Raw genomic sequence first — 21539 nt, 5'->3', positions numbered from 1 at the left:
GCGCGGGCGTGACTCCGTCGTACTCGGGCGATGGCCGTGGTGACCAAGAAGCTCCCTTTCTTGATCTCTCACCTCGGAGTACTCGATGCCCTTCTCTCTCTATTTGCTTGCCCTGGCGGTCTTCGTCATGGGCACTTCAGAATTCATGCTTGCGGGACTCCTTCCCGCGATCGCGTCCGACCTAGAAGTCACCCTTGCGACCGCGGGTCTGCTGACGTCGGCGTTCGCGGTCGGGATGGTCGTCGGCGCACCGCTGATGGCGGCGTTTGCCCGCCGCTGGCCACCTCGACTCACCCTTGTCGCCTGTCTTGTCGTGTTCGCCGGATGCCACGTCGTCGGAGCGCTGACGTCTGAGTTCTCTGTCTTGCTGATCACACGCGTGCTCAGCGCCTTCGCGAATGCAGGGTTCCTCGCCGTCGCACTCTCCACGGCCACCACGCTCGTGGCAGCCGACCGGAAAGGACGAGCACTGGCGGTGCTGCTCTCCGGCACGACCATCGCGACCGTCGCCGGCGTCCCCGCCGGAGCGCTGCTCGGCACCGCGCTGGGCTGGCGATCGACCTTCTGGGCGATCGCACTCCTCTGTCTGCCCGCCATCGTCGGCGTTGTTCGGGGCGTTACGAAGACGGACGGCCAGTCAATGACTGGCCCCGCCACCACCACCCTCCGCAGCGAGCTGCGCCAGCTGGCCTCGCCTCGCCTCATCCTCGCCCTGACGCTCGGCGCTCTGATCAACGGCGGCACGTTCGCGGCCTTCACGTTCCTGGCTCCGGTCGTCACCGAGACCGCGGGCCTGGATGAGGTGTGGGTGCCTGTCGCGCTCGTGCTCTTCGGGATCGGATCGTTCGCTGGAGTCACGGTCGCGGGGCGGCTGTCCGACCGTTACCCCGGACTCGTCCTCGCCGTCGGCGGACCGCTGCTGCTCGGAGGCTGGATCACGATGACTCTGACGGCATCCCACCCGGCGGTGATCCTTGTGCTCGTTCTCGCGCAGGGCGTGCTCTCGTTCGGAGTCGGGAGCACCCTGATCGCGCGAGTTCTGTACGCGGCATCCGGTGCACCGACCATGGGCGGATCGTACGCAACCGCCGCGTTGAACATCGGAGCGGCTATCGGGCCGGTTCTCGGTGGATGGGCGATCGCGGTGGGTGCGGGTCTGAGCGCCCCGATGTTGGTGGCGGCCGGGCTGACGGCGGTTGCGCTCATCATGGCCGGGGCGGCACGGGGTTTGCTCGCGGAGGCTCCTTCGGCAGTGGCGCGGTGACTATCGGCGAGGATCACCGCTCGCCGGATCGGGCCCTCGTGCTCGCTGGCTCCACTGCCGGCCGATAGAGGCCAGCAACCATCCGCGACCGCACGTCCGTGGGCTCATCCGTGCGCCCACGGGCAAGATCCGTACGTAGATTTACTTACGCCCAAGGTTCAGCATGCGAGTCTTTCGGCCAAACTCCATAACTCCAAAGTCTCGACGGGACCTTCCGCCCGCTGGCACTCTCACGGGAAGCGGCAAAGTCCGGGTCGACGATGGGGGCAGGCTCGCGAAGCGGAATCACACGCCACTAGAGAGGGAATAGGGCAAACCAGACGTTCGTCTACAGGCCAAACGGCCTATATGAAACGCGGGCGGGGAAAGTAACGTCCCTCTGGACGATGAACTACGACGCAACGTTTTATACGTCCAGAAGCTCTTTCAACATCACGGGGTAACAAGCAAATGTCATCCGGTATCGCACCCGTGCATCTCATCATCACGGTCGTCGTGATCATCGCAGTTGTCGCGCTCGTCGGCTACCTGCTCGTTCGCATCAAGCGCGGCGGCAAACGACACGACTGACACACACGCGACGCACACTGAGAGTGAGGTCCGCCCGTTTGGGCGGGCCTCACTCTCGTGCGATGGCGCACCGTGTGCAGACTGCCCGTGGGGCCTGACAATCGCGATGCTCCACGCTGGAGCGCATCCGCGGGGTTCCGGCGTCCGTGCGATGCGCACCCACCTGGTGTCCGAGACTGTCCGCGATGCGCGCAGGTGGCGGCTCCGAGCACTCTCAGCTCAGGAGGTGACGCAGATCGAGACAGCCGAACGACGAGCGCCGACCTCTCCGATCCGAATCTCGGCGGACCAGCGTCGCGCCATCGCGGCAGAGCTCGCCTACGACGGGCGCGCGGGCACCACGGAACTCGCGGCACGGCTGGGCATGGCCCCGCGACGAGTGCGGGATGCGATCGCCGAGATGCGCGAGTCTGGGCGGCTGGCGATCCGCGTCCGCGATGGCCGCTCACATCGGCGGACAGCTGGGACGCATCGAAGAAGTCCCCCTCACCTGGGACACCTGCTGCACGCCGACGGTCGAGCCACCGGCGACGTCGTTCCCCCCGTGATCTGACGTGCCGGGTGGTGGTCCTCGAGGGCCTACGAGCTGTGGTCGCCCTTCGACCGCACCTCGATGCGCGGGGGACCCGTTCGCGCGAAGATCACGAGCATCCAGTCGATCCAGCTGCCGTCCGGTTGACGCATCTCCCATCGGGCTCGCATCTCGTCCGGCCCGTGGAACGTCAGCAAGGCGCGAACCCCCTCACCGTCGTTGCGATATCGACCCTCCGAATCGAACCGGCCCACCGCCTTCTCCACGGTGCCGTCGGCGTCGAAGGACGTCTGATCGAACTCGGTCGACGAACCTGCGCGCGGAGTGAAGATCTCGATCGCTTCCTTCCGACCGCCGAAGATCTCCACATCGACGCGATGCACCATGTGATGTCGGCCAGGAAACCACTCGTAGATGTCATAACCGGACCACTCATCACCGGCGTTGTCGCCGCCCACGAAGCGACCCGTGGATCGCCACGTGCCGACGAGGCGGTCCATCTGATTCCGTAGCTCTTCACCCTCGCTCATCACTCCACTGAACTCCGCGGGATGCGCGAGCGCAAGCGTTTTGGCGCTTTGTTGGGGGTGCGCGAGCGCATTGGCGACGAGCGAAACGCCTTTGCTGCGGCATCCAGGGTTCCCTGCTGCATGAGGCGTTTCGTCTCGCGGAGACCCGCACTGAGCGAGCGAAGCGAGTCGAAGTGTCGCTCAACGACCGGCGTCCGCGATTCCCCGCAGCAACAGCCCCACGGTCGCCTCGACGCGCTCCGCACTCAACGGCTGACCGATCAGCGCCGAGTATGACGCCATCGCGATGAGCTGGTCGGCGATCGCAGCGGCATCCGCATCCGCTCGCACATCTCCGGCATCCTGCCCCCGCGAGATCCGCTCACCGACCCACTCGCGGATCGGCGCAGCAAGGCGCTCGTTCAACCGCAGCCCCAACTCCGGATCCGCCGCGGTTACCTCGATGAGCGCGCGCGCCAGCGCCACACCCTCGGGCCGCGCCAACTGTGCGGACGTCGCGGAGAACCACGCCCGCAGGTCAGCCCCGAGGTCGGAGGTCATCGGCGGCGCAGCATCCGCTCCTGGGATCGGTCCTTCGAGCAGCGCCTCCCCGAGGATCGCCGCCTTCGACGGCCACCAGCGGTAGATGGTCTGCTTCGAGACCTCGGCTTCGGCGGCGAGACCCTCGATCGTCACGGCCTCGTAGCCGTCAGCGGCGAGCGTGCGCCGCATCGCGTCCAGCACGGACTGACGGGCTTTCTCACTGCGAGGACGAGGCACCATCCGAGCGTACTCAGGCGTAGACTCGAGCATAAGTAGACGCACCGTTGCGAAATGCCCGAAGCAAGGAGAAACGCATGGCCCTCACCGCACACTCCACCATCGGCGACTGGATGAACGACCCCACTGGCGGTCCCCTCATCCGCGGCCTCTTCGAGCAGACGGGCGCCGACCCCGCCACGCTGACTCCCGTGCTGGGGCTGCCTCTGCAGCAGCTCGTCGCGCTGAGCCAGGGCCAGCTGCCGCAGGCGGTCGTCGACGACCTCGTGCGCGCAGCCAACGGCGGCGAGATCCCGGATGCCGACGACACCGCCGGTTGGACCGAGAAGACCACCGGCGGACGCTTCGCCGGCAAGACCGTCATCGTCACCGGCGCCGCATCCGGCATCGGCAAGGCCACCGCCTCGCGCATCGCCCGTGAAGGCGGACGCGTGATCGCCAGCGACATCGCCGCCGAGAAGCTCGACGCCCTGAAGGCAGAGTTGTCGGATGCCGACATCATCACGGTCGCCGGTGACCTCACCAAGCAGGAAGCCATCGACGCGGTGCTCGCCGCAGCGGGCGACCGCATCGACGGCCTCGCGAATGTCGCCGGCATCAACGACGACTTCTCCCCCGCGGGCGAGACGACGGATGCTGTCTGGGACCGCGTCATCGCGATCAACCTCACCGCGCCGTTCAAGCTCATGCGCGCGGTGCTGCCACTGATGGAGGCGGCGGGCCGCGGCGCGGTACTCAACGTCTCGAGCGAAGCGGGCCTCCGCGGCAACGCGTCGGGCAACGCCTACACGGCCAGCAAGCACGGCATCATCGGCGTCACGAAGTCGGCAGCGTTCATGTACGGACCGAAGGGCATCCGCGTGAACTCGGTCGCCCCCGGCGGTGTGGCCACCGGCATCCCGATGCCACCGAACATGTCGGAGTACGGCTCCGATCGCCTCGGCCCGTTCCAGCAGGCGATCCCGACCGTGGCGACGGCCGAGCAGCTGGCAGCATCCATCACGTTCCTGCTGTCGGACGACGCGGTGAACATCAATGGCGCCGTGCTCGCGTCGGACGGCGGGTGGTCAGTTCAGTAGGCCCCGCCTCTGCGCGCCAGGTCAGAAAAGCACCTCTCCGGGCTCGGAGAGGTGCTTTTCTGGTCTCGCGAGTGACACCGCCAGGCAATCTCCCTGAGCCGTCCCACTCGGATCACGGTGGCGCGGGACGGCTGCGGTCAGAGGCAGTGCTGTTCTCAGAAAAGATGCGGGCCCTTCTGCCCCGTATGTTTACCAGGGCAGCGATCAATCCCGTCAACAGCAAAAGACCAGAAATGAGCCAGAGAATCGCCGCGATGCCGCTAAAGGGCGAGATCTGACTCACGAGTATTGGACCGACTGCCAGAAGGGGCGCTATCACGGGAAGCCGTGACGCCAGCCTTGCACGGGCCATCAGATTCTCCTCAACTGTATGCGCCGGCCTGCTGGATGCAGAATCCAACCGTTCCTCCGTTGCCTGCGTATGGGCGGCCAGTCGAAGCTGGATCTTCTGCCGGGCCGTGGGGGCAATCCTTGCTGGCCTTCTTCAGCTGGCGCTGCGGCTTCGGCGATGCGAAAAAACGCAAGAAGAGTCGCACCGGGCGAACCCGGGGTGATAGGCCAAAAGGCCTACATCGCCGATCACATAGTCAGGATCCGGTACGTGACGAGTGCCGCAGACGCAGCCTTTCCGGGCACGGCCGACTCGACCGGCCTTTTGATCGCTCACACCTCATGACTGCACGACGTACTCCCCACTTAACGCGTTGCCTGCGACTACTGCAAAGGCACCGCTGAGTACTGCGCTGCTATCCGACAGGTACGTAATCCCAAGGGCGGGTCGCCGGTGACCTCATACGTGAGCTTCGCTTGCCAGGCATCCATGTCGACACGACCACGTCTGGAAGGCCGATGAACCCTCACCTCCAGCTCCCTGCCCTCTCAGAACGAGAGACTGAGGTGCTGCAACAGCTCGGACGCGGCAAGTCCAACGCTGAGATCGCCCATGCCCTTCACCTCGCACCCGGCACCGTGAAGATCCACCTCGGCTCGATCATGGCCAAGTGGGACGTGCGTGATCGCGTCCAGGTGGTTTTGTTGGCGGCGAAGGCTGGATTGATTCGCCTGAGCTGAACTCTTATCAGGCCCGACGGGCGAGACCACAACATCCCTGATTACGACTCTCCGCAGGCACACACAGGACAAGGCAGAGGCGGCCCGCAGCCACCTCTGCCCATAAGGGGAGCGTGTCAGCTGTGTGACAGCTTGCCGATCTTCTTCTCAATCCTCTTCTTGTCCCGGTGTAGACGCCACCAGCTCGCAGTGCCCTGAACCACGATCTTCCCCAATTCCTCCAACCTCGGCAGTCCTCGTTCCGTGAGTTGCCGATTCACCTCGACTTCGTCTTTGTCGTCAGCGTTGTCAACTACGGCTTGAGCCAGCTTCACGTGCTCGGAAGCCAACGGGTGGGCAGCGATGTCGGCCTCGACCTGCTTGAGACGCGCCATCAACTGTTCCAGCGTTTCGGTTGCAAACATCGGTCAGCGCCCCAATACGCAGCGCACCGCGGCATAGCCGAACGCCGCCAGGATCGCACCTGGACTACCGCTACTGCCGATACCCGCTATCTGCGAGGAATTGAGACCGAGCCCCGCGAGACAGCGAACGACCCACGGCGCCAACCAGATCGGGTCCGCGACGACGGGATAGACGACGTCGTCAGCAGTGTGATCTACCCGCTGCACCAGGGTCGAGCCGTGGACTTCATAACGCGTGGGCACCGAGGCGCCGCTCGCGTCGACCGCCCATGCGCGAGCGACCGTCGCCGCCGTACTTCCGTCCGCGTTGAACACGGCGGCGCCGTCACCCACTAGCTGGAGCTTCTGGCCCGGCTCAAGCGACAGCTCGTACTCGAAAGAGGTTGCAGCGCCGGCGCCCACGATCGTGGTGAGCATCTGCACGCCCACGTCGCTCACGATGACCGAGTTGTTCGATCGTCCCGCGGGATACGTGACCGTGCCGTCGGCCAGCACCTCCGCAGCACTGGCCACATCCGCTTCAGGCAGCGCCACCGTCAGGGGATCTTGCCCAGCAGCACGAATTGAAACGCCTTCCTTCAGGTCGGCTGGCACCTTCACACTGCCCCGGCTCAGCGCTACTATGCCCACTCCGCTGTCATCGGTCGCGTCTAGAAGGAGCGAGTCGTCGAGCGCTGCCAACGCGTCAGCAACGACCTCCTCGGAAGCAACGTTCTCTGTGTCGGCCCACGCGGTCGTGGGCGAAACAGCGACAAGCGCAGCGCACAAAGCGGTCGCGGTAACGATCGCTGTCGGTCGGGATGCCATACCTGTCCTCCGGCCGGAAATCGTCATGATGTCTCCTTTCTCCTTCAGCGCCCTCGATGGGCGGTCAGACACGAGCGCCTGGTGAAAGGAGAGTCACACTGAAGAAGCCGCGACTGTTAGGCCTTTTGGCCGAATATCGTCGACCGGATTGCCGGTGATCATCGTGTGTCGACGATGCCCGCGCGTGGAGACCATTGCCTACGACGACGACCACGACGCCAGGACAGAGTCCGAAGCCCTGGCTCGCTCACCGCCCCCGCTCTAAACTCGACCGCATGTTGGCCATCGGCTCGATTGTCTTCCGCGTGAACGACCTCGACGAACAGATCCGCTTCTGGACGGAAGCGCTCGACTACATCCTGCGAGACCCGCCCCAGGATGACTGGGCGGTCCTCCGTCCGCGCGACGCCGACGCTCCGTGCATCTCGCTCGACGCACATCATTCCGAGCGCGTGCTGCCTCCGCGCATCCACCTCGACATCTATGCAGACGATCAGGCCGCGGAGGTCCGCCGCCTCACCGACCTCGGAGCCCGCGAGGTGCACTGGGACGGCAGACCCGACGACGCCGACTACATCATCATGGAAGACCCCGAGGGCAACCGTTTCTGCATCATCGACCACCCCGACTGGTCCGGCTGGACGAACCGACACGCCCTCTGACGGTCACAGCGGCCCCAGCACGACCCCGGGGTCAGCATCCAGCGCGAGTGTCTCGAGCACCGACAGCAGCTGCCGTTCCTCGTAGCGGAAGTGGCTCTCCATGATCGCCCCGATCCCTTCGAGATGTCGCGACAACTCCTCAGGGGTCGCCGACGACTCCACGGCCGCCTGCATGCCGCCGATCAGATGGGCGACCATCGAGTGATCCTGCTCCAGCTTCCGCAGCGTCTCGCGCAGTTCCGGCTGCTCCGCGGCGATCGCGGGGAACAGCATCCGATCTTCACCCTCGTGATGCCCGGTCAACGCGGTGCAGAAGCCGTGGCAGAACAGCAGCAGATCACGGCCCGGCGGTTCGCCGGACGCAAGCGCTTCCTGGGTGATCGACAGTGCTTTGCGCAACCGCTGGTGGACGCTGCGCAGTTCTCTACTCCAGGCGACGAGCCTGGTCTTCTCGCCCTCAGTCACGTGAGGGCGAAGGGGTCGACGTGTTCATCGTCGCGCTCCTTCGGATCCGGCGCCTCCATGCCTGACACAGACTGCCAACGACACGCGACGCTGCCGAAACGCTAACACGATCGGCGCATGTCGGCAGCCGCGCGTACCGTCCTGTGAAACCCCACCTGCCACCCACCGCACCCCCTTCTAGTACTTCTACTAGAAGGGGGTAGAATCCGAGAATGGCCACCGTGACGAAGACCGAACTCAATCAGCAGACCGCCAAGGTGCTGGCCCGCGTCCAGGCCGGCGAACGGCTGACCATCACTGACCGCGGCCGGCCGATCGCTGAACTCACGCCACCCGCCGACACGGCATGGCAACGCTTGGTCGCGTCGGGGCGCGTCACCCTGCCGAAGAAGTCTGGCCGCCTCGAAGCACCCGCGGCCCGCAGCACCCGCTCGACCGCAGACATCCTCGAAGACATTCGCGGGGACCGCGTGTGATCTACCTCGACACCTCCGCCGCGGCGAAGGCACTCATCGACGAGGACGGCAGTGACGTCGTCCGCAAAGCATTCGCTGACGGCATCCCTTTCGTCTCCTCAAAGCTGCTCGCCGTCGAACTGCACGCCGTCGCCGACCGCCGCGCGATCGACCGTGACGCGGCGCAGGAACTCCTCGACCGCGTAGCCCTCGTCTCCCTCGGCGACGACACCCTCGAACGCGCCATCGACATCCACTGCGGTCTGCGCACCCTCGACGCTCTGCACCTGGCGACTGCCCTCGAGCTCGGAGATACGATCACGAGCATCTTGACCTTCGATCGAGAGTTCGCAGCCGTCGCGGCTCGGCTCGGCATACCCGCTTCAGATCAGCTCTGACCGATCGACTCGCCCGGCCCGACCGTCGAGCTCACGTGCAGGATCTCGATCCCGACGATCCGGCCCGAGCTGTCGAGGTCGACGAGGACGGGAAGCTTCAGCGGCATCTCTTCGAGATCGACCGTGCGATCGATCACGCCGTCGGCGAGTGGGATGTACGCCGCGTCGACCTCCGGGTCGTATCGGAATTCCACCCTGCGGTTCGTCATCGCTCGCCCACCACCGCGTCGTCACGCTCGGCTTCCGGCGCAGCATCCGGCCGATCGCGCTCGAGCACCATCCGCACCACCGTCCCGACGACCCCGATCACCAGCGCGACGACCACCGGCACCCACATCTCCGCAAGCGCCAGCGGAAACAATTGCGCCGACGCCTCCGCCATATCGGCCACGTTGCCCTGCAGTACCCGCATCCCGAGTCCGTACTGGATCGCGGTGAACAGCGCCGGCACCACCCACAGCGCGAGCAGAGACACGACCCACACCGCGATCCGCGCCGCCGGACGCACCCCGCACCACACCAGCGCGGCTCCGACGATCACGGCCGGCAGCCAGCGACCCAGATCGGAGAGGAACGGGGGCGGGAACGCGTCGCCGGTGACCGCGAGGAACCACCGACTGACCCAGCTCGCGAACGGCACGGCGGCGAGCGCCACCCCGAGAGCGGCGACTGCGACCGAGGGGCGCGAGATCATCCAGAACCCGAGCTGCGCGAACAGCATCGCGACGATGACGCCGCCGAGCATCCCCGCGAAGTAGAGCGTCGCCCGAGTGTCACCGCCCCTGCCGATCCCGAGCCCGTCAGACAGGATGGTGAAGCTCTGCGCCACCGCGATCAGGTGCACGAGCAGAACTCCGACGGATGCCGGCCACGCGGCGATTCCCCGCCGCCGACCGACGACGTGCACGGCGAGACCGGCGAAGACACCTCCCAGCAGCACGAGCGAGAAGAGCAGGGTCGCGAAGTACTGGCTCAGCGGGAGCATGGCGAACGGCATGTCGTCCGGCATCGTCTCCACCGCCCACAGATTCTGCAGCGGAAGGATGCCGCCGCCGACCAGCCAGGGCAGAAGACCGAGGATGCCGCCGGCAAGCCCGATCGCGAAAGAGAGGAGTCGCGCGCGCGGTGCGGGAGGGGGTGCGACGGATGCTTCGGTCATGGGGCAAGACTCTGCCACAGGATGCCCAGCGCTCCTACTGCCCACGCTCAACTCGAATGGCGAGTGAAATGCCGTGACCACCCCACCGCGAACAGCACCGCCGCCACCAGGAACGCCACCCCGTACGCCATCCGTCCCACCGGCGGCAGCGCGAACTGCGGGAGCACCAGCGCCGCCAGCACACTGAGCGGCCACGCGGCCCACGCCGCAACACCCATCCGCACCGCGACGATCGACAGGCACACCATCGCCACCGCGACCAGCAGCAACCCGGCTCCGAAGAGTGTCACCGCCGCCATATTCATTCGGATGCTGCCGCTCAACGCCACCACATCAACGGGCGAGCCGGCAAGCGCCGCGCGACCGATCTCATGCAGCGCGAAGGTCTCAGCACCGTAGTAGGGGAGCACGAGCGCCGCTCCGAGTGCCGTGCCGTAACGCGCGATCCGCGCGACCGGTGACCGCCGCCGAACCGTCTGCTCGCGCACGCCGGAGGCGACGACGACATGAGCGAGGAGTGCAAGCATCACGAAGGCCGCAGCTCCCGCGAGATGGGCGATGACCCAGCGCGGGTCGGCGAACGCCTCCGCCATGGCGCCGGGCTCTTCCGTCACATCGCCCCACGGTCGGAGGAGCTGAAACGCGGCCATGAGGACGCCGGCGACGACCGCGTAGACAGGAACGAGTTGGTGCGGCATGTCGCGAGACTAAGCCGCCAAGGTGAACAGGGCGTTTCGTCTCGCGGAGACCCGCACTGAGCGAGCGGAGCGAGTCGAAGTGTCGCTGAACGAACAGGGGCGGAGACCCGCACTCAGCGAGCGGAGCGAGTCGCCGTGTGCGATTTGGATATCGTCGCCGCCGACGGCTCACCCGACGACGAAGCTCGTACCCTGCCCTGAGGACAATCCGGATGACGCCGCCGTCAGGGTGTAGGTTCCGGCGCGGTCGATCCGGCATCCGCTGAAGGTCCAGGTTCCGCCGAAGGTGGCGATGGGGTTGGAGAAGCAGCTCAGCGTTGCTCCCCCGGTCGGAGCTGTGATCGTGAGAGTGACCAGTGCCGTGGTCGAGATGAGGTTGCCTGCGACGTCTTGGATGGCGACAGCGGGCTGGGTCGAGAAGGACACACCGCGAACCGCGCTCGCGGGCGAGGTCGTGACGACGACTTTCGCGGCGGCACCGGCAAAGATGGTGAAGCTGCCGCTGGTGGCGGAGGTCAGCCCGTTTGCGCTTGCCGTCAGCGTGTAGGTGCCAGCTCGAGCGATACGGCATCCGGCGAAAGCAGCGACCCCGGCGACAGCCGCTTTCGGGTTGCTCGTGCAGATCATGCTCGTCCCAGCCGGAGTCGTGACGGCGAGCGTGACGGCGGCCGTGCTGGTGGTGGTGTTGCCGAAGGCGTCGAGTACGGCCACGACGGGCTGCGTGGAGAAAGCGACTGAACTGGTCGAGCTCGACGGGGAGGAGGTGAAGCCGAGGCGCGTGGCCGGGCCTGCGCGGATGGTGAAGCTGATACTCGTCGCTGAGCTGAGACCACTGGCGGTCGCGGTCAGCGTGTAGGTGCCGGCTCTGCCGATGGCGCATCCGGTGAACGTCGCGGTGCCGTTGACGGCGGCGACCGGGTTTGCACTGCAGGCGAGCGTGGCACCCGCTGGTGTCGTGATCACGAGGGTGATGGCGCTTGTCCCGCCGGTGGTGAGACCGGCCGAATCCTGGATGGCGACGACAGGTTGACTGGCGAAGGCTGTGCGGCTGACGGACGACGACGGCGAGGTGAGGAATGCGAGTCTGCTGGCCACCGAGTAGATGGAGAAACCGGCGCTCGTTCCGGTCAGGCTTCCCGACCGTGCCGTGAGCACCTTGTTCCCGGCCTGGTCGATCCGGCATCCGGCGAACGTCGCCACACCCGCGACCGCATTCCTCGGGTTGCTCGTGCAGATCAGTGTGCCGCTGTTGACCGACAGCGTGACCGGGATGCTGCTGCTTGTGACCGTGTTGCCACCCGCGTCCTGCACGGCGACCACCGGCTGTCTGCTGAAAGCGGTGTTGCGGGCCGTGTTGCCGGGGCTCGCTGTGAAGACGAGTCTGGCGGCAGGGCCGACGGAGACGGTGAAGCTCGTGCTCGTCGCGCTGGACAGGCCTGGCGAGGTTGCGGTCAACGTATACGTGCCGGCCTTGTCGATCTTGCAGCCGGCGAATTGGGCCGTTCCGGCAACAGCCGCCATGGGGTTGGCACCACAGGTGAGGGCGGCACCCGCAGGCGTGGTGATCGACAGTGACACCGGCGCGGTGCTCGTCGTGTCGGCACCGCTCGCGGTGTGGATCTCCACGGCGGGCTGGGTGGCGAAGGCCGTGCCGCCGGTCGCGTTCGACGGACTGTCGGCGAACGCGAGTTCGGCGGGAGTCAGCACTACCGCGGCGACCCAGTTGCTCGACACGTTCACGGTCGTAGCCGTGAACGCCGCACTCGCGGAGGGGGCGTTCGGGGCGGTGACGGCGAGTGCCCCACAGAGAACGAGCGCGACGACCGGCAACGCATGCCGGGCGCCGACCCGGGCGGGCAGGCGGCGCCGCGGTGGCCGGGCGCGCTCGGGCTCGCGTCTCGAACGTTCCTTCTTCTGATCGCGTGTGGAGACGAACTCGACGATCAGGGCCAGCAGGGTGACAGCGACCCACCCGGCGAACGGAAGGATGAGGTCGTGCTGCAACCAGAAAGCAGGAAGGCCGATCCAGGGGATGAGCAGGCTGGCGACCGAGATGATGTCGGCGCGATCAAGCGGAGCGCTGTCCATATCCCGGTTGGCGTCGCCGGCCGTGATCAGAGAGTCGTCTGGGTTGGTGCCCACGACGCGGTGCAACCGTTCGCCCGGTGTCGCCGACCCTGGGGCCGCGGGGAACGTCACCACCAAGCCCATGGGCGTCGGCGCCTCTGCGGGCAGCGGGCGGGAGAGCACGACGTCGCCGACGCGGATGTGCGGCGCCATGGACCCGCTCTGCACGACGTTTCCGGTGAGGCCGAACGCCATCGGAAGCGCGGCGCAGCAGAGGAGCGCGACGAGGAACAGCAGGTACCCGTGCGCGAGTAGGCGCGCGAGCAAGAGCCCCCAGCCCGAAGCGACTGCGCGTCGGGTCGGGGACTCCTCCTCCACAAGTTGCCCCGTCATCAGTCAGCCTCCGCGTCGCCGAAGCGCCTAGGAGGACTGCAGTTCCCAGACGACGTCGACGCTGACCGACTTTCCCTGCAGCGCGTCGACCTGCGCCTGGGTCAATCCGGTGACGTCGAAGGTCCACGTCGCGCGATAGACCGTGGACTCGCCGGAGACTCCGGTGGTGTTCCAGGGCAGTACACCAGAGGCGTAGCCGCTCATAGCGACGCTGACGGCGGAGAGGGGCACAGGCGGCCCCGGGAGGCTGCTGGTGGCCACGAAGCCCGTGCAGTCAGCGAAGCTGCCGCCGGTCCCGCGCTCCAGCTTGATCGTGATGTAGTCCTCGAGACCCTGGGCTCCGAGGTTCTGCACGTAGGTGCGAACCTGCCCGGGAACCGTGGACTGCGAGGTCACGACAAGACATCTCGAGCCGGTCTGGCCGGGCACCACTCCGTCGATGCGGAAGGCTGCCGCGCCGAGATCGTCATCGGAGAGGATCACCGACCCGGTCTGCCAGTTGCTTCCCGTGTTGCGGGTGGTCGCGGTGAACGCGGCGTTGGATCCCTGCCAGACCATCAGGCCTGCGAGCAGGATCGCCGCTGGACCGACGACCATCGTTGCGAGACGACGAGTACGAACAGTGGGTTTTTGCATGAGAAGTTCCCCCTCCGAAGCGGCACCGACGCTCGAGACGGCGACGATGCACGAAGGACCGGCCCCATCGGGTGGTTGTGGGCCTTCAGCCTTCTCAGCATGCGACGCGCTGAGGGGCAGCAACAGTGCCGAAGGTCCTGCCGCGGAGACATCTACACCGAGTCGACGACGGGATCGGTTCTCGATGGATTCGCGCCACGATGAGGTTCGCGGGATTCGAGGTGGAACACGGCTGCCTGCGTTCTCCGGTGCAGACCCAGTTTGCTGAGGAGCGACGATACGTAGTTCTTGACGGTCTTCTCGGCGAGGGCGAGAGAATGACCGATCTCCCGATTGGTCATCCCCTCGGCGATCAAGGTCAGGATCTGCTGTTCCCGCCTGCCCAGTGAGCCGAGCCGAGGATCTCTCGAATGCGGCGAGCGAAGGCGTTCGACCACCCGCCGGGTGAGGGCGGGGTCGAGGAGTGACCGCCCCTCTGCCACTGCACGGATCGCCTCCACGAGCCCGCTACCGCGGACGTCCTTCAGCACATAACCGGATGCGCCGGCCAAGACCGCCGCGTAGATGGCCTCGTCGTCGTTGTAGGCGGTGAGGATTATGCACCTGGTGCTCGGGTTCGTCGACCGCACATCGCGACACACGTCGATCCCGTTCCCGTCCGGCAGCCTGACGTCGAGGATCACGACGTCAGGAGTCGTCGCGCGGATGCGGGAACGGGCTTGTGCCGCGGTGCTGGCTTCGCCGACGACCTCTATGTCCGCCTGCGTCGACAACAGTCCGGCGACACCACGCCGTACCAGTTCGTGGTCGTCGACCAGGAAGGTGCGGATCGTCGCCATCATGCACCCAGCGAATCATCGGGAGCGAAAGGGACGCTCCATCTCAGACGCGTCCCGGTCGCGTCTGAATCGAAGGTGAACGCTCCCCCGCGGCGGAGCGCACGCTGCTCGAGATTCGCGACGCCGCTGCGCCGCAGCACGCCGCGTGACCCGCATCCGTCATCGCTTATCTCCAGAGAGACGGAGCCCTCGCTGACAGACAGCGAGACGGAGGTGTTCTGCGCGTCGGCGTGTTTGATGACGTTCGACAGGGCCTCACGGGCCACAGCGATCACATCGTCCGCGAGGTCCGCCGTGATGACGAGGTCTACGGGGCCGAAGAATGTGACCGACGGGGTGCGCGCGAGCCCCGGCGACAGTTTGCCGGCGAGCTCGATGATCCTGTTGCGGATCGTATCGTGCCGGTCGTGGTCCGGAGGCGTGAGGGCGTAGATGACGGTCCGGATCTGTGAGATGGCGGCATCCAGATTGCTCACCGAGTGGGTGATGTGGTCCGAGACGGATGACGGCGCAATCGATTCAGCCACGTTCTGAAGGTCGAGACCCGTTGCGAACAGCTGCTGGATGACGTGATCGTGCAGATCCCGCGCGATGCGTCCTCGTTCCTCGAGCAGCACCATGCGTTGGCGATCGACTCGGGCTGCCGTCAGCTCCACCGCGAGACTCGCCTGACCGGCGAAGTCTGCCGCCATCTCGAGATCGGACGCCGCGAAACGAGCACGACCGGTTGTGCGAGCCACATACAAGATGCCCTGAGGATGGCCCCCTGCCATGAGCGGAACCGCCATGGCAGGCCCGATCGCGTCGCCCGTGCTCAATCCGACCTCGTGCGTCGAACCGTCATCGATCAGGCGCGGGTGATGGTCTTCCAAGACGCGCGCCACGACGGACCCCGCAATCCGGATGCGGCTCCCCTCCACCGCGAGGTGATCGAGTCCGCGCGCAGTCTCCACGCGATACTGCTTCGGGTCATCCGTCGGAAGCAGGACCCAGACCACGTCTGCCTCGGCGAGTCTGAGAACCCGGGCGGCCAGCGTCGAGATGGAGTTCGCCTCATCGCTGGACACCAAGGTCTCGTTGATCTCAGCCGACGCGGAGCTCCACGCCTGCCGACGACGGATCTCTGCGAACAACCGGGCGTTCTCGATGGCGACGCCCGCTGTGGCCGCGAGTGCGGTCACGAGTTGTTCGTCCTCCTCGGTGAAACTCCCTCCCGGATGATTGCTGAGATAGAGATTGCCGAAGACCTCATCGCGCACCCGGATCGGCACGCCGAGGAAGCTGTCCATGGGCGGATGGCCGGCCGGGAGGCCGACGGACCGAGGATCCTCGGATCGATTGTCGAGCCGGATCGGTCGGGGGTCATCGATCAGCGCGCCGAGCAGACCGTGACCACTCGGAAGCCGGCCGATCGCCGTCATCTCGTCGTCCGTCATCCCGACATGGACCAGCTGTTCGAGCGTGCCGTCCGCCGCGACGACTCCGAGTGCGCCGTACCGGGCGCCGACCAGTTCGACAGCCGCCTCCACGATCCGCCTCAGCACGACCGGGAGCTCCAAGTGCTCGACGACGGCCTGGTTGGCCTTCAGCAGCGAACGCAGTCGGCCCTGCGTGGCCAACACCGTCCGCGCTCTACCGACCAGGTCATCCAACGCACGATCCAAGTCGCCGCGGGAATCATCAAGGAAGCTGAATTCGTGGTCTTCGGTCATATCGATTGCGCTTCACTGCCGCGACTCTGAGCGAGATCCTCGTTGAGGGCTCCTGCGATCTCATGCCAACGTACCGCTCAGACCGGCCGTTCGATAGGGCGTGCGGTCGGCTGCGGCCGCGGCGGGCGGCGGGCGGCGGGCGAGCCATCCGCGTCACGGGTTGAGTACGGGCCGCTCAACGAACGGGGCGCTTCGTCTCGCTTCGCTCTCGCAACAAACGGGAGATCAGGAATAAACATACTTATTCGGGCGCGCGAGCGTGCTCATAGACGTCCGCCTCCGTCACCTCCGTATATCAATATATATAAATAGACTTATTGCAGATTCCGTTCTACACTCGGCGGTGTCGTCCAGTGCCGGGCGGCCCAGGAACACCGATCGAGGAGCACCGTGGCTCAGACCCATTCGGCTTTCATCCACTCCGTCGTGGAGCGCGTCAGCGAACGCACAGACGAGGCGACCGCCGCGATGTTCGCGCGGTGCTTCGAGAACACACTCGGCACGACGCTCCGCGAGATGCCCGACGGAACGCTGTTCATGCTCACGGGTGACATCCCCGCGATGTGGCTGCGCGACTCCTCCGCCCAGCTCATGCCCTACCTGCACTTCGCCGCCGAAGACGAGACGATCAGCGACATGATCGCCGCCGTCAACCGTCGGCAGATCGAGTACGTCCTCCTCGACCCGTACGCGAACGCGTTCAACGCCGAGGCGAACGGCGCCGGACACCAGAGCGACCTCACCGACCAGTCGCCGTGGATCTGGGAGCGCAAGTACGAGGTCGACTCCCTCTGCTACCCGGTGCAGCTCGCGCACGACCTGTGGACCACGACCGGACGCACCGACCACCTCGGCGACTCCTTCGCACGCGCAGCCCGGGTGATCATCGATCTCTGGCGCACCGAGCAGAACCACGAGACCCAGTCGCCCTACCGGTTCCAGCGCTTCGACTGCCCGCCCACCGACACCCTCGTGCGCGACGGCCGCGGCAGCGATACCGCCCCGACCGGCCTCACCTGGTCGGCCTTCCGCCCCAGCGACGACGCCTGCACCCACGGCTACAACATCCCCGGCAACATGTTCGCCGCCGTCGAGCTCCAGCACATCGAGACCATAGCCACCGAGGTCCTCGGCGACGCCGACCTCGCGGCGAGCGCGCGTGCCCTTCGCACCGACATCCAACGAGGCATCCAGCAGCACGCGGTCGTCCCCAGCCCCGATCACGGAGACGTCCTCGCCTACGAGATCGACGGGCGCGGCGGCATCCTGCTGCTCGACGACGCGAACGTGCCCAGCCTCCTCTCCCTGCCGCTGTTCGGCTGGTGCCAGACCGACGACCCGCTGTATCTCGCGACCCGCGCCTTCATCCTCAGCACGTCGAACCCCACCTTCGTGTCAGGCGCGCTCCCCTCGGGAACCGACTCCAGCGGCCTCGGCAGTCCCCACACACCCGCCGGTCATGTCTGGCCGATCGGCCTCTGCATCGAAGCCCTCACCACCGACGACCCGGCTGAGAAGGATCGCATCCGTCGCCTGCTGCTGGAGACGGATGCCGGCACCGGCCTCATGCATGAATCGTTCCTCGCGACCGACCCCGAGGTCTACACGCGCCCCTGGTTCTCGTGGGCGAACGCGATGTTCTGCGAGTTGGTGCTCGACATCACCGGCCTCCGCACGCTGAAGCGGACTCCCCTCACGGAAGCGCCCGCCACGGAAGCGCCTCTCACGGAAGCGCGCAGCGCATGAGCGCCCCGACCCTCACGCCCCCGGCATCCGCCCCCGAAGCCGCGACGACGAAACCGGCACCGCGCCGCCCGCGCAAATCCCGCAACCCCTCGGCGAGGCAGATGACGTGGAACGCCTGGCTGTTCCTGCTCGTACCGGTCACGCTGTTCGTCGTCTTCATGGCCCTGCCGATCGTCATGGCGCTCGTGATCAGCTTCACCGACTACGCCATCGTCGGCGACTTCGAGTGGCTCGGGATCGACAACTACCTCGCGATCGCGGTGGACCCGTTCTTCTGGGTCGCCCTCCGCAACACCGCGTACTACACGCTCCTCTACGTCCCCGCCGGACTCCTCGTCGCCCTCGGCACCGCCCTGTTGCTGAACCGCCGCCACCGCGCCGTCCGCCTCTTCCGGACGTTCTTCTACATCCCCGTCGTCGCCTCCACCGTCGCGACCGCCACCATCTGGTTCTGGATGCTGAACCCGCAGAACGGCCTCCTCAACGTCGTCCTCGGCTGGTTCGGCATCGACGGCCCTGCCTGGCTTTACGAATCGCAGTGGGCGATGATCGCGATCGTCATGATGAGCGTCTGGGCCGGTTTCGGCGCCAACATGATCATCTTCCTCGGCGGACTGCAGGGCGTCCCGAACGACCTCTACGAAGCCGCACGCCTCGACGGCGCGAACGCCTGGCAGCAGTTCCGGTACGTGACGCTGCCCTCGCTCACCCGCACGACGTTCCTGGTCTCGACGCTCCTCATCATCGGAGCGTTCCAGGTGTTCGACCAGGCGTACGTGCTGACCAAGGGCGGCCCCGGAAACTCGACGGTCACGATGGTCTATTACATCTACAACAAAGGCTTCGGCGCCCTCGAGATGGGCTACGCCTCGGCGCTGTCGTTCGTGCTGTTCCTGATCATCCTCGTCTTCTCCCTGCTCAATGCACGGCTCACGAACAGGAACAACAGCTGATGACGAACACACTCAGCGGCACCCGCACCATCGAGACCGCTCTCGCCGCCGGCACCGCCATGCGACTCCTGCCGCCCGCCCGCAAGAAGACGACCCGGCAGCGCGTCGCCACCGTCGCCTGGTACATCGGCGTGGTGCTCATCAGCATCATCACGGTCGCGCCGCTGGTGTGGACGATCTCCACGTCACTCAAGCCGGCGACCGAGATCCTCTCGGGTGCCCTCAACCTGATTCCCGCGAACCCGACCCTGGAGAACTACCTGCAGGTGTTCGACGAGGTGCCGTTCGGACAGTACTTCGTGAACTCCCTCGTGCTGGGCATCGGCGGCGCGCTGACGAACATCTTCTTCGGCGCCCTCGGCGGATACGCGCTGGCGAAGCTGAAGTTCCGCGGACGTGCCGCCGTGTTCGCCGTGTTCCTCTCGTCGCTCATGATCCCCGGCATCATCACGATGATCCCTTCCTTCCTGATCCTGCGATCCATCCCGTTCGCCGGCGGCAACGACGCGCTCGGCCAGGGCGGACTCGGACTCATCAACACCTACTGGGCCGTCATCATCCCGGGGGCCGCCGGCGCATTCGCGGTTTTCTTCATGAAGCAGTTCTTCGAGACGCTGCCCGACGAGCTCGGTGAAGCCGCCCGGATCGACGGCGCGAGCGAGTTCCGCATCTTCGCGATCATCTACTTCCCCCTCGCCAAAGCAGGTCTCGCCGTGCTCGGCATCATCAGCTTCCAGGCGGGCTGGAACAACTTCCTCTGGCCGCTGATCGTGCTCAACAGCCAAGACATGATGACCGTCCAGGTCGGCCTCGCCTCGTTCGTCAACAACTACGAGACCGCGTACGGCCCCCTCATGGCCGGCACCGTGATCGCCAGCCTCCCCGTGCTGCTGGTGTTCCTGTTCGCACAGCGCTACATCATCGAGGGCGTCGCGCACGTCGGCTCGAAGTAACCCCTTTCACCCCCTCACCCACCTCACCAAGGAGAGTTCGATGAAGAAACACCTGCGAGTCCTCACCCTGTTCGCCACCGCGTCACTCGCCGTCACCGCGGCCGGATGCTCCTCCGGCGGCGGCGATGCCGGCAGCGGAGACGGCCCCGAACCCGTCGTCATGTGGGGATCCTGGTCGGGCGACCAGGTCGACCAGCTCGAGGAACAGGCTGCGCGGTTCAACGAATCGCAGGACGACTACGAAGTGTCCTACGTGCCTCAGGAGCTCGTCGAGGAGAAGCTGCTCACCGCCCTCGCCGGCGGTCAGGTGCCCGACGTCGTGCTCTGGGACAGGTACCAGACCTCGCTCTACGCGCCCAAGGGGGCCCTCGCGCCCATCGACGAGTTCGTCGAAGAGGATGCCATCGACACGAGCATCTTCTACGAGCCCGCGCTCGAGGAGATGAAGGTCGACGACACCCTGTACGGTCTGCCGCTGCTGGTCGACAATCGTTCGCTGCTCTACAACAAGACACTCCTGGAGGAAGCCGGCGTCGAACCGCCCACCGACTGGGACGAGCTCAAGACCGCGGCGGAGGCACTCGCGGTCTCCGAGGGCAGCAAGCTGAAGCAGGCAGGGCTCGACCTCAGCGACCCGGGACTGTTCAACATGTACCTCGCCCAGGCGGGCGGGCAGCTGCTCAACGACGACCAGACCAAGACGGCATATAACAGCCCGGAGGGTCTCGAGGTGCTGGAGTTCTGGAAGAGCCTCCTCGACGCCGACGTCTACGAGCAGGGCTTCGGCGACACCGGAGATTCGTTCGCCGAGAGCAAGACCGCGATGAAACTCGACGGGCCGTGGGCGCTGTCGACGCTCAACCAGGTCGAAGGCCTCGAGTACGGCGTCGTGCCCCCGCCCGCCGGCCCCGACGGCGACACCGGCGCCTACATGGGCGGCTTCGGGCTCGTCATCCCCGAGGGCGCGAAGAACGCCGAAGGCGCCTGGGAGTTCATGAAGTGGTGGACGACCGAGGCCGAGAACGGTGTCGCGTTCGGAGAGATCGCCGGCTGGATCCCCGCGAACATCGAAGCCGCGAACGACCCCTACTTCACCGAGAACGAGCACTACGCGGCCTTCATCGAGACGATGAACTACGCCCAGGCCCGACCGAACGTGAAGGGCTACTCCGACGTCGACGGCAAGGCGCTCGTCCCCGCACTCGAGCGCTTCCTCTCCGGCGAGATCTCGGCCGAGCAGGCCTTGAAGGATGCTCAGGAGCAGGGCGACCAGATCCTCGAACAGAACCGCTGAGCCTCAGCATCCGCTCACTTCGTCTCGAGTGGCGCGAATGGTCGCATCTCCGCTGAAACGCGTCCATTCGCGCCACTCGAACGGTGACACACG

At 66.2% G+C, this 21539-nt stretch carries 23 protein-coding genes; 11 read left to right on the top strand and 12 right to left on the bottom strand.

Annotation, left to right across the window (positions count from 1 at the left end):
* The first annotated feature begins 85 nt into the window (after nucleotides 1-85).
* Entirely contained in the window at nucleotides 86-1264 is a 1179-nt protein-coding gene (locus tag D7252_RS06100) for a Cmx/CmrA family chloramphenicol efflux MFS transporter (protein WP_120774566.1), read from the top strand.
* A 796-nt stretch (nucleotides 1265-2060) separates the two neighbouring features.
* Nucleotides 2061-2387 (top strand): hypothetical protein, encoded by a 327-nt coding sequence (locus D7252_RS06095; protein WP_147406697.1) that lies wholly within the window; start codon nucleotides 2061-2063, stop codon nucleotides 2385-2387.
* Between the two features lie 26 nt (nucleotides 2388-2413).
* Here D7252_RS06095 and D7252_RS06090 read toward each other — a convergent pair whose 3' ends face one another.
* Together D7252_RS06090 and D7252_RS06085 are read right to left on the bottom strand one after the other, a co-directional pair.
* A complete protein-coding gene (locus D7252_RS06090; RefSeq protein ID WP_147406696.1) occupies nucleotides 2414-2896 on the bottom strand; it encodes a hypothetical protein in 483 nt (160 codons plus the stop codon).
* A gap of 180 nt (nucleotides 2897-3076) precedes the next feature.
* Nucleotides 3077-3655 carry a TetR/AcrR family transcriptional regulator gene (locus D7252_RS06085; RefSeq protein ID WP_259461058.1) on the bottom strand — a complete coding sequence of 193 codons (579 nt, stop codon included), beginning with the start codon at nucleotides 3653-3655 and terminating at the stop codon, nucleotides 3077-3079.
* A gap of 77 nt (nucleotides 3656-3732) precedes the next feature.
* Here D7252_RS06085 and D7252_RS06080 point away from each other — a divergent pair, with 77 nt between their 5' ends.
* On the top strand, nucleotides 3733-4734 hold the full coding sequence (locus tag D7252_RS06080; protein WP_120774563.1) for an SDR family NAD(P)-dependent oxidoreductase: 1002 nt from the start codon (nucleotides 3733-3735) through the stop codon (nucleotides 4732-4734).
* A gap of 849 nt (nucleotides 4735-5583) precedes the next feature.
* A complete protein-coding gene (locus D7252_RS06075) occupies nucleotides 5584-5805 on the top strand; it encodes a response regulator transcription factor (protein ID WP_120774562.1) in 222 nt (73 codons plus the stop codon).
* 116 nt (nucleotides 5806-5921) lie between these two features.
* Here the strand turns inward: D7252_RS06075 and D7252_RS06070 are convergent, their stop codons facing one another.
* Both D7252_RS06070 and D7252_RS06065 read right to left on the bottom strand, forming a co-directional pair.
* Nucleotides 5922-6209, bottom strand: a complete 288-nt coding sequence (locus D7252_RS06070; RefSeq protein ID WP_120774561.1) for a hypothetical protein — start codon at nucleotides 6207-6209, stop codon at nucleotides 5922-5924.
* Between the two features lie 3 nt (nucleotides 6210-6212).
* Nucleotides 6213-7043 (bottom strand): hypothetical protein, encoded by an 831-nt coding sequence (locus D7252_RS06065; RefSeq protein ID WP_147406695.1) that lies wholly within the window; start codon nucleotides 7041-7043, stop codon nucleotides 6213-6215.
* A 248-nt stretch (nucleotides 7044-7291) separates the two neighbouring features.
* Between D7252_RS06065 and D7252_RS06060 the strand changes: the two genes are divergently transcribed.
* Nucleotides 7292-7678: a VOC family protein gene (locus D7252_RS06060; protein WP_120774559.1), complete on the top strand. Its 387-nt coding sequence runs from the start codon at nucleotides 7292-7294 to the stop codon at nucleotides 7676-7678.
* A 3-nt stretch (nucleotides 7679-7681) separates the two neighbouring features.
* On the opposite strand, the gene D7252_RS06055 is transcribed toward D7252_RS06060, so the two are convergent.
* Entirely contained in the window at nucleotides 7682-8143 is a 462-nt protein-coding gene (locus D7252_RS06055) for a hemerythrin domain-containing protein (protein ID WP_120774558.1), read from the bottom strand.
* Between the two features lie 212 nt (nucleotides 8144-8355).
* Here D7252_RS06055 and D7252_RS06050 point away from each other — a divergent pair, with 212 nt between their 5' ends.
* Nucleotides 8356-8619: a type II toxin-antitoxin system Phd/YefM family antitoxin gene (locus D7252_RS06050; protein WP_120774557.1), complete on the top strand. Its 264-nt coding sequence runs from the start codon at nucleotides 8356-8358 to the stop codon at nucleotides 8617-8619.
* Complete coding sequence (locus tag D7252_RS06045; protein WP_183055196.1) at nucleotides 8616-8996, top strand: type II toxin-antitoxin system VapC family toxin; 381 nt, start codon at nucleotides 8616-8618, stop codon at nucleotides 8994-8996. The genes D7252_RS06050 and D7252_RS06045 overlap by 4 nt, the downstream gene beginning before the upstream one ends.
* Here D7252_RS06045 and D7252_RS06040 read toward each other — a convergent pair.
* The 7 genes from D7252_RS06040 to D7252_RS06010 form a co-directional block, all read right to left on the bottom strand.
* Nucleotides 8987-9205: a DUF2283 domain-containing protein gene (locus D7252_RS06040; protein ID WP_120774555.1), complete on the bottom strand. Its 219-nt coding sequence runs from the start codon at nucleotides 9203-9205 to the stop codon at nucleotides 8987-8989. The two genes, D7252_RS06045 and D7252_RS06040, sit on opposite strands and share 10 nt — an antisense overlap.
* On the bottom strand, nucleotides 9202-10155 hold the full coding sequence (locus D7252_RS06035; RefSeq protein ID WP_120774554.1) for a hypothetical protein: 954 nt from the start codon (nucleotides 10153-10155) through the stop codon (nucleotides 9202-9204). The genes D7252_RS06040 and D7252_RS06035 overlap by 4 nt, the downstream gene beginning before the upstream one ends.
* Before the next feature lie 47 nt (nucleotides 10156-10202).
* Nucleotides 10203-10853, bottom strand: coding sequence for a hypothetical protein (locus D7252_RS06030; protein WP_120774553.1), 651 nt, complete (start codon nucleotides 10851-10853; stop codon nucleotides 10203-10205).
* 168 nt (nucleotides 10854-11021) lie between these two features.
* Complete coding sequence (locus D7252_RS06025) at nucleotides 11022-13313, bottom strand: S26 family signal peptidase (RefSeq protein ID WP_147406694.1); 2292 nt, start codon at nucleotides 13311-13313, stop codon at nucleotides 11022-11024.
* Nucleotides 13314-13340: 27 nt separating this feature from the next.
* Nucleotides 13341-13949 carry a hypothetical protein gene (locus tag D7252_RS06020; protein WP_147406693.1) on the bottom strand — a complete coding sequence of 203 codons (609 nt, stop codon included), beginning with the start codon at nucleotides 13947-13949 and terminating at the stop codon, nucleotides 13341-13343.
* Between the two features lie 152 nt (nucleotides 13950-14101).
* Complete coding sequence (locus D7252_RS06015; protein WP_285229029.1) at nucleotides 14102-14791, bottom strand: response regulator transcription factor; 690 nt, start codon at nucleotides 14789-14791, stop codon at nucleotides 14102-14104.
* Complete coding sequence (locus tag D7252_RS06010) at nucleotides 14788-16410, bottom strand: GAF domain-containing protein (RefSeq protein WP_259461057.1); 1623 nt, start codon at nucleotides 16408-16410, stop codon at nucleotides 14788-14790. Before D7252_RS06010 ends, D7252_RS06015 begins: the two co-directional genes overlap by 4 nt.
* 480 nt (nucleotides 16411-16890) lie before the next feature.
* On the opposite strand from D7252_RS06010, the gene D7252_RS06005 reads away from it, so the two are divergent.
* The 4 genes from D7252_RS06005 to D7252_RS05990 are packed head-to-tail and all read left to right on the top strand — an operon-like array spanning nucleotide 16891 to nucleotide 21446.
* Nucleotides 16891-18246: a glycoside hydrolase family 125 protein gene (locus D7252_RS06005; protein ID WP_259461056.1), complete on the top strand. Its 1356-nt coding sequence runs from the start codon at nucleotides 16891-16893 to the stop codon at nucleotides 18244-18246.
* The gene (locus tag D7252_RS06000; protein WP_215110906.1) at nucleotides 18243-19199 is read left to right on the top strand and encodes a carbohydrate ABC transporter permease; all 957 of its coding nucleotides are present in this window, start codon (nucleotides 18243-18245) and stop codon (nucleotides 19197-19199) included. Before D7252_RS06005 ends, D7252_RS06000 begins: the two co-directional genes overlap by 4 nt.
* Nucleotides 19199-20152: a carbohydrate ABC transporter permease gene (locus tag D7252_RS05995; RefSeq protein WP_215110904.1), complete on the top strand. Its 954-nt coding sequence runs from the start codon at nucleotides 19199-19201 to the stop codon at nucleotides 20150-20152. The genes D7252_RS06000 and D7252_RS05995 overlap by 1 nt, the downstream gene beginning before the upstream one ends.
* Nucleotides 20153-20192: 40 nt before the next feature.
* Nucleotides 20193-21446, top strand: coding sequence for an ABC transporter substrate-binding protein (locus D7252_RS05990; RefSeq protein ID WP_120774549.1), 1254 nt, complete (start codon nucleotides 20193-20195; stop codon nucleotides 21444-21446).
* The last annotated feature ends 93 nt before the right edge of the window (nucleotides 21447-21539 follow it).

This window comes from Microbacterium sp. CGR2 (assembly GCF_003626735.1).
Lineage (GTDB): Bacteria > Actinomycetota > Actinomycetes > Actinomycetales > Microbacteriaceae > Microbacterium.
Note: the sequence above shows the minus strand (reverse complement) of the source record. Positions and strands in the feature narration are given on the sequence as shown.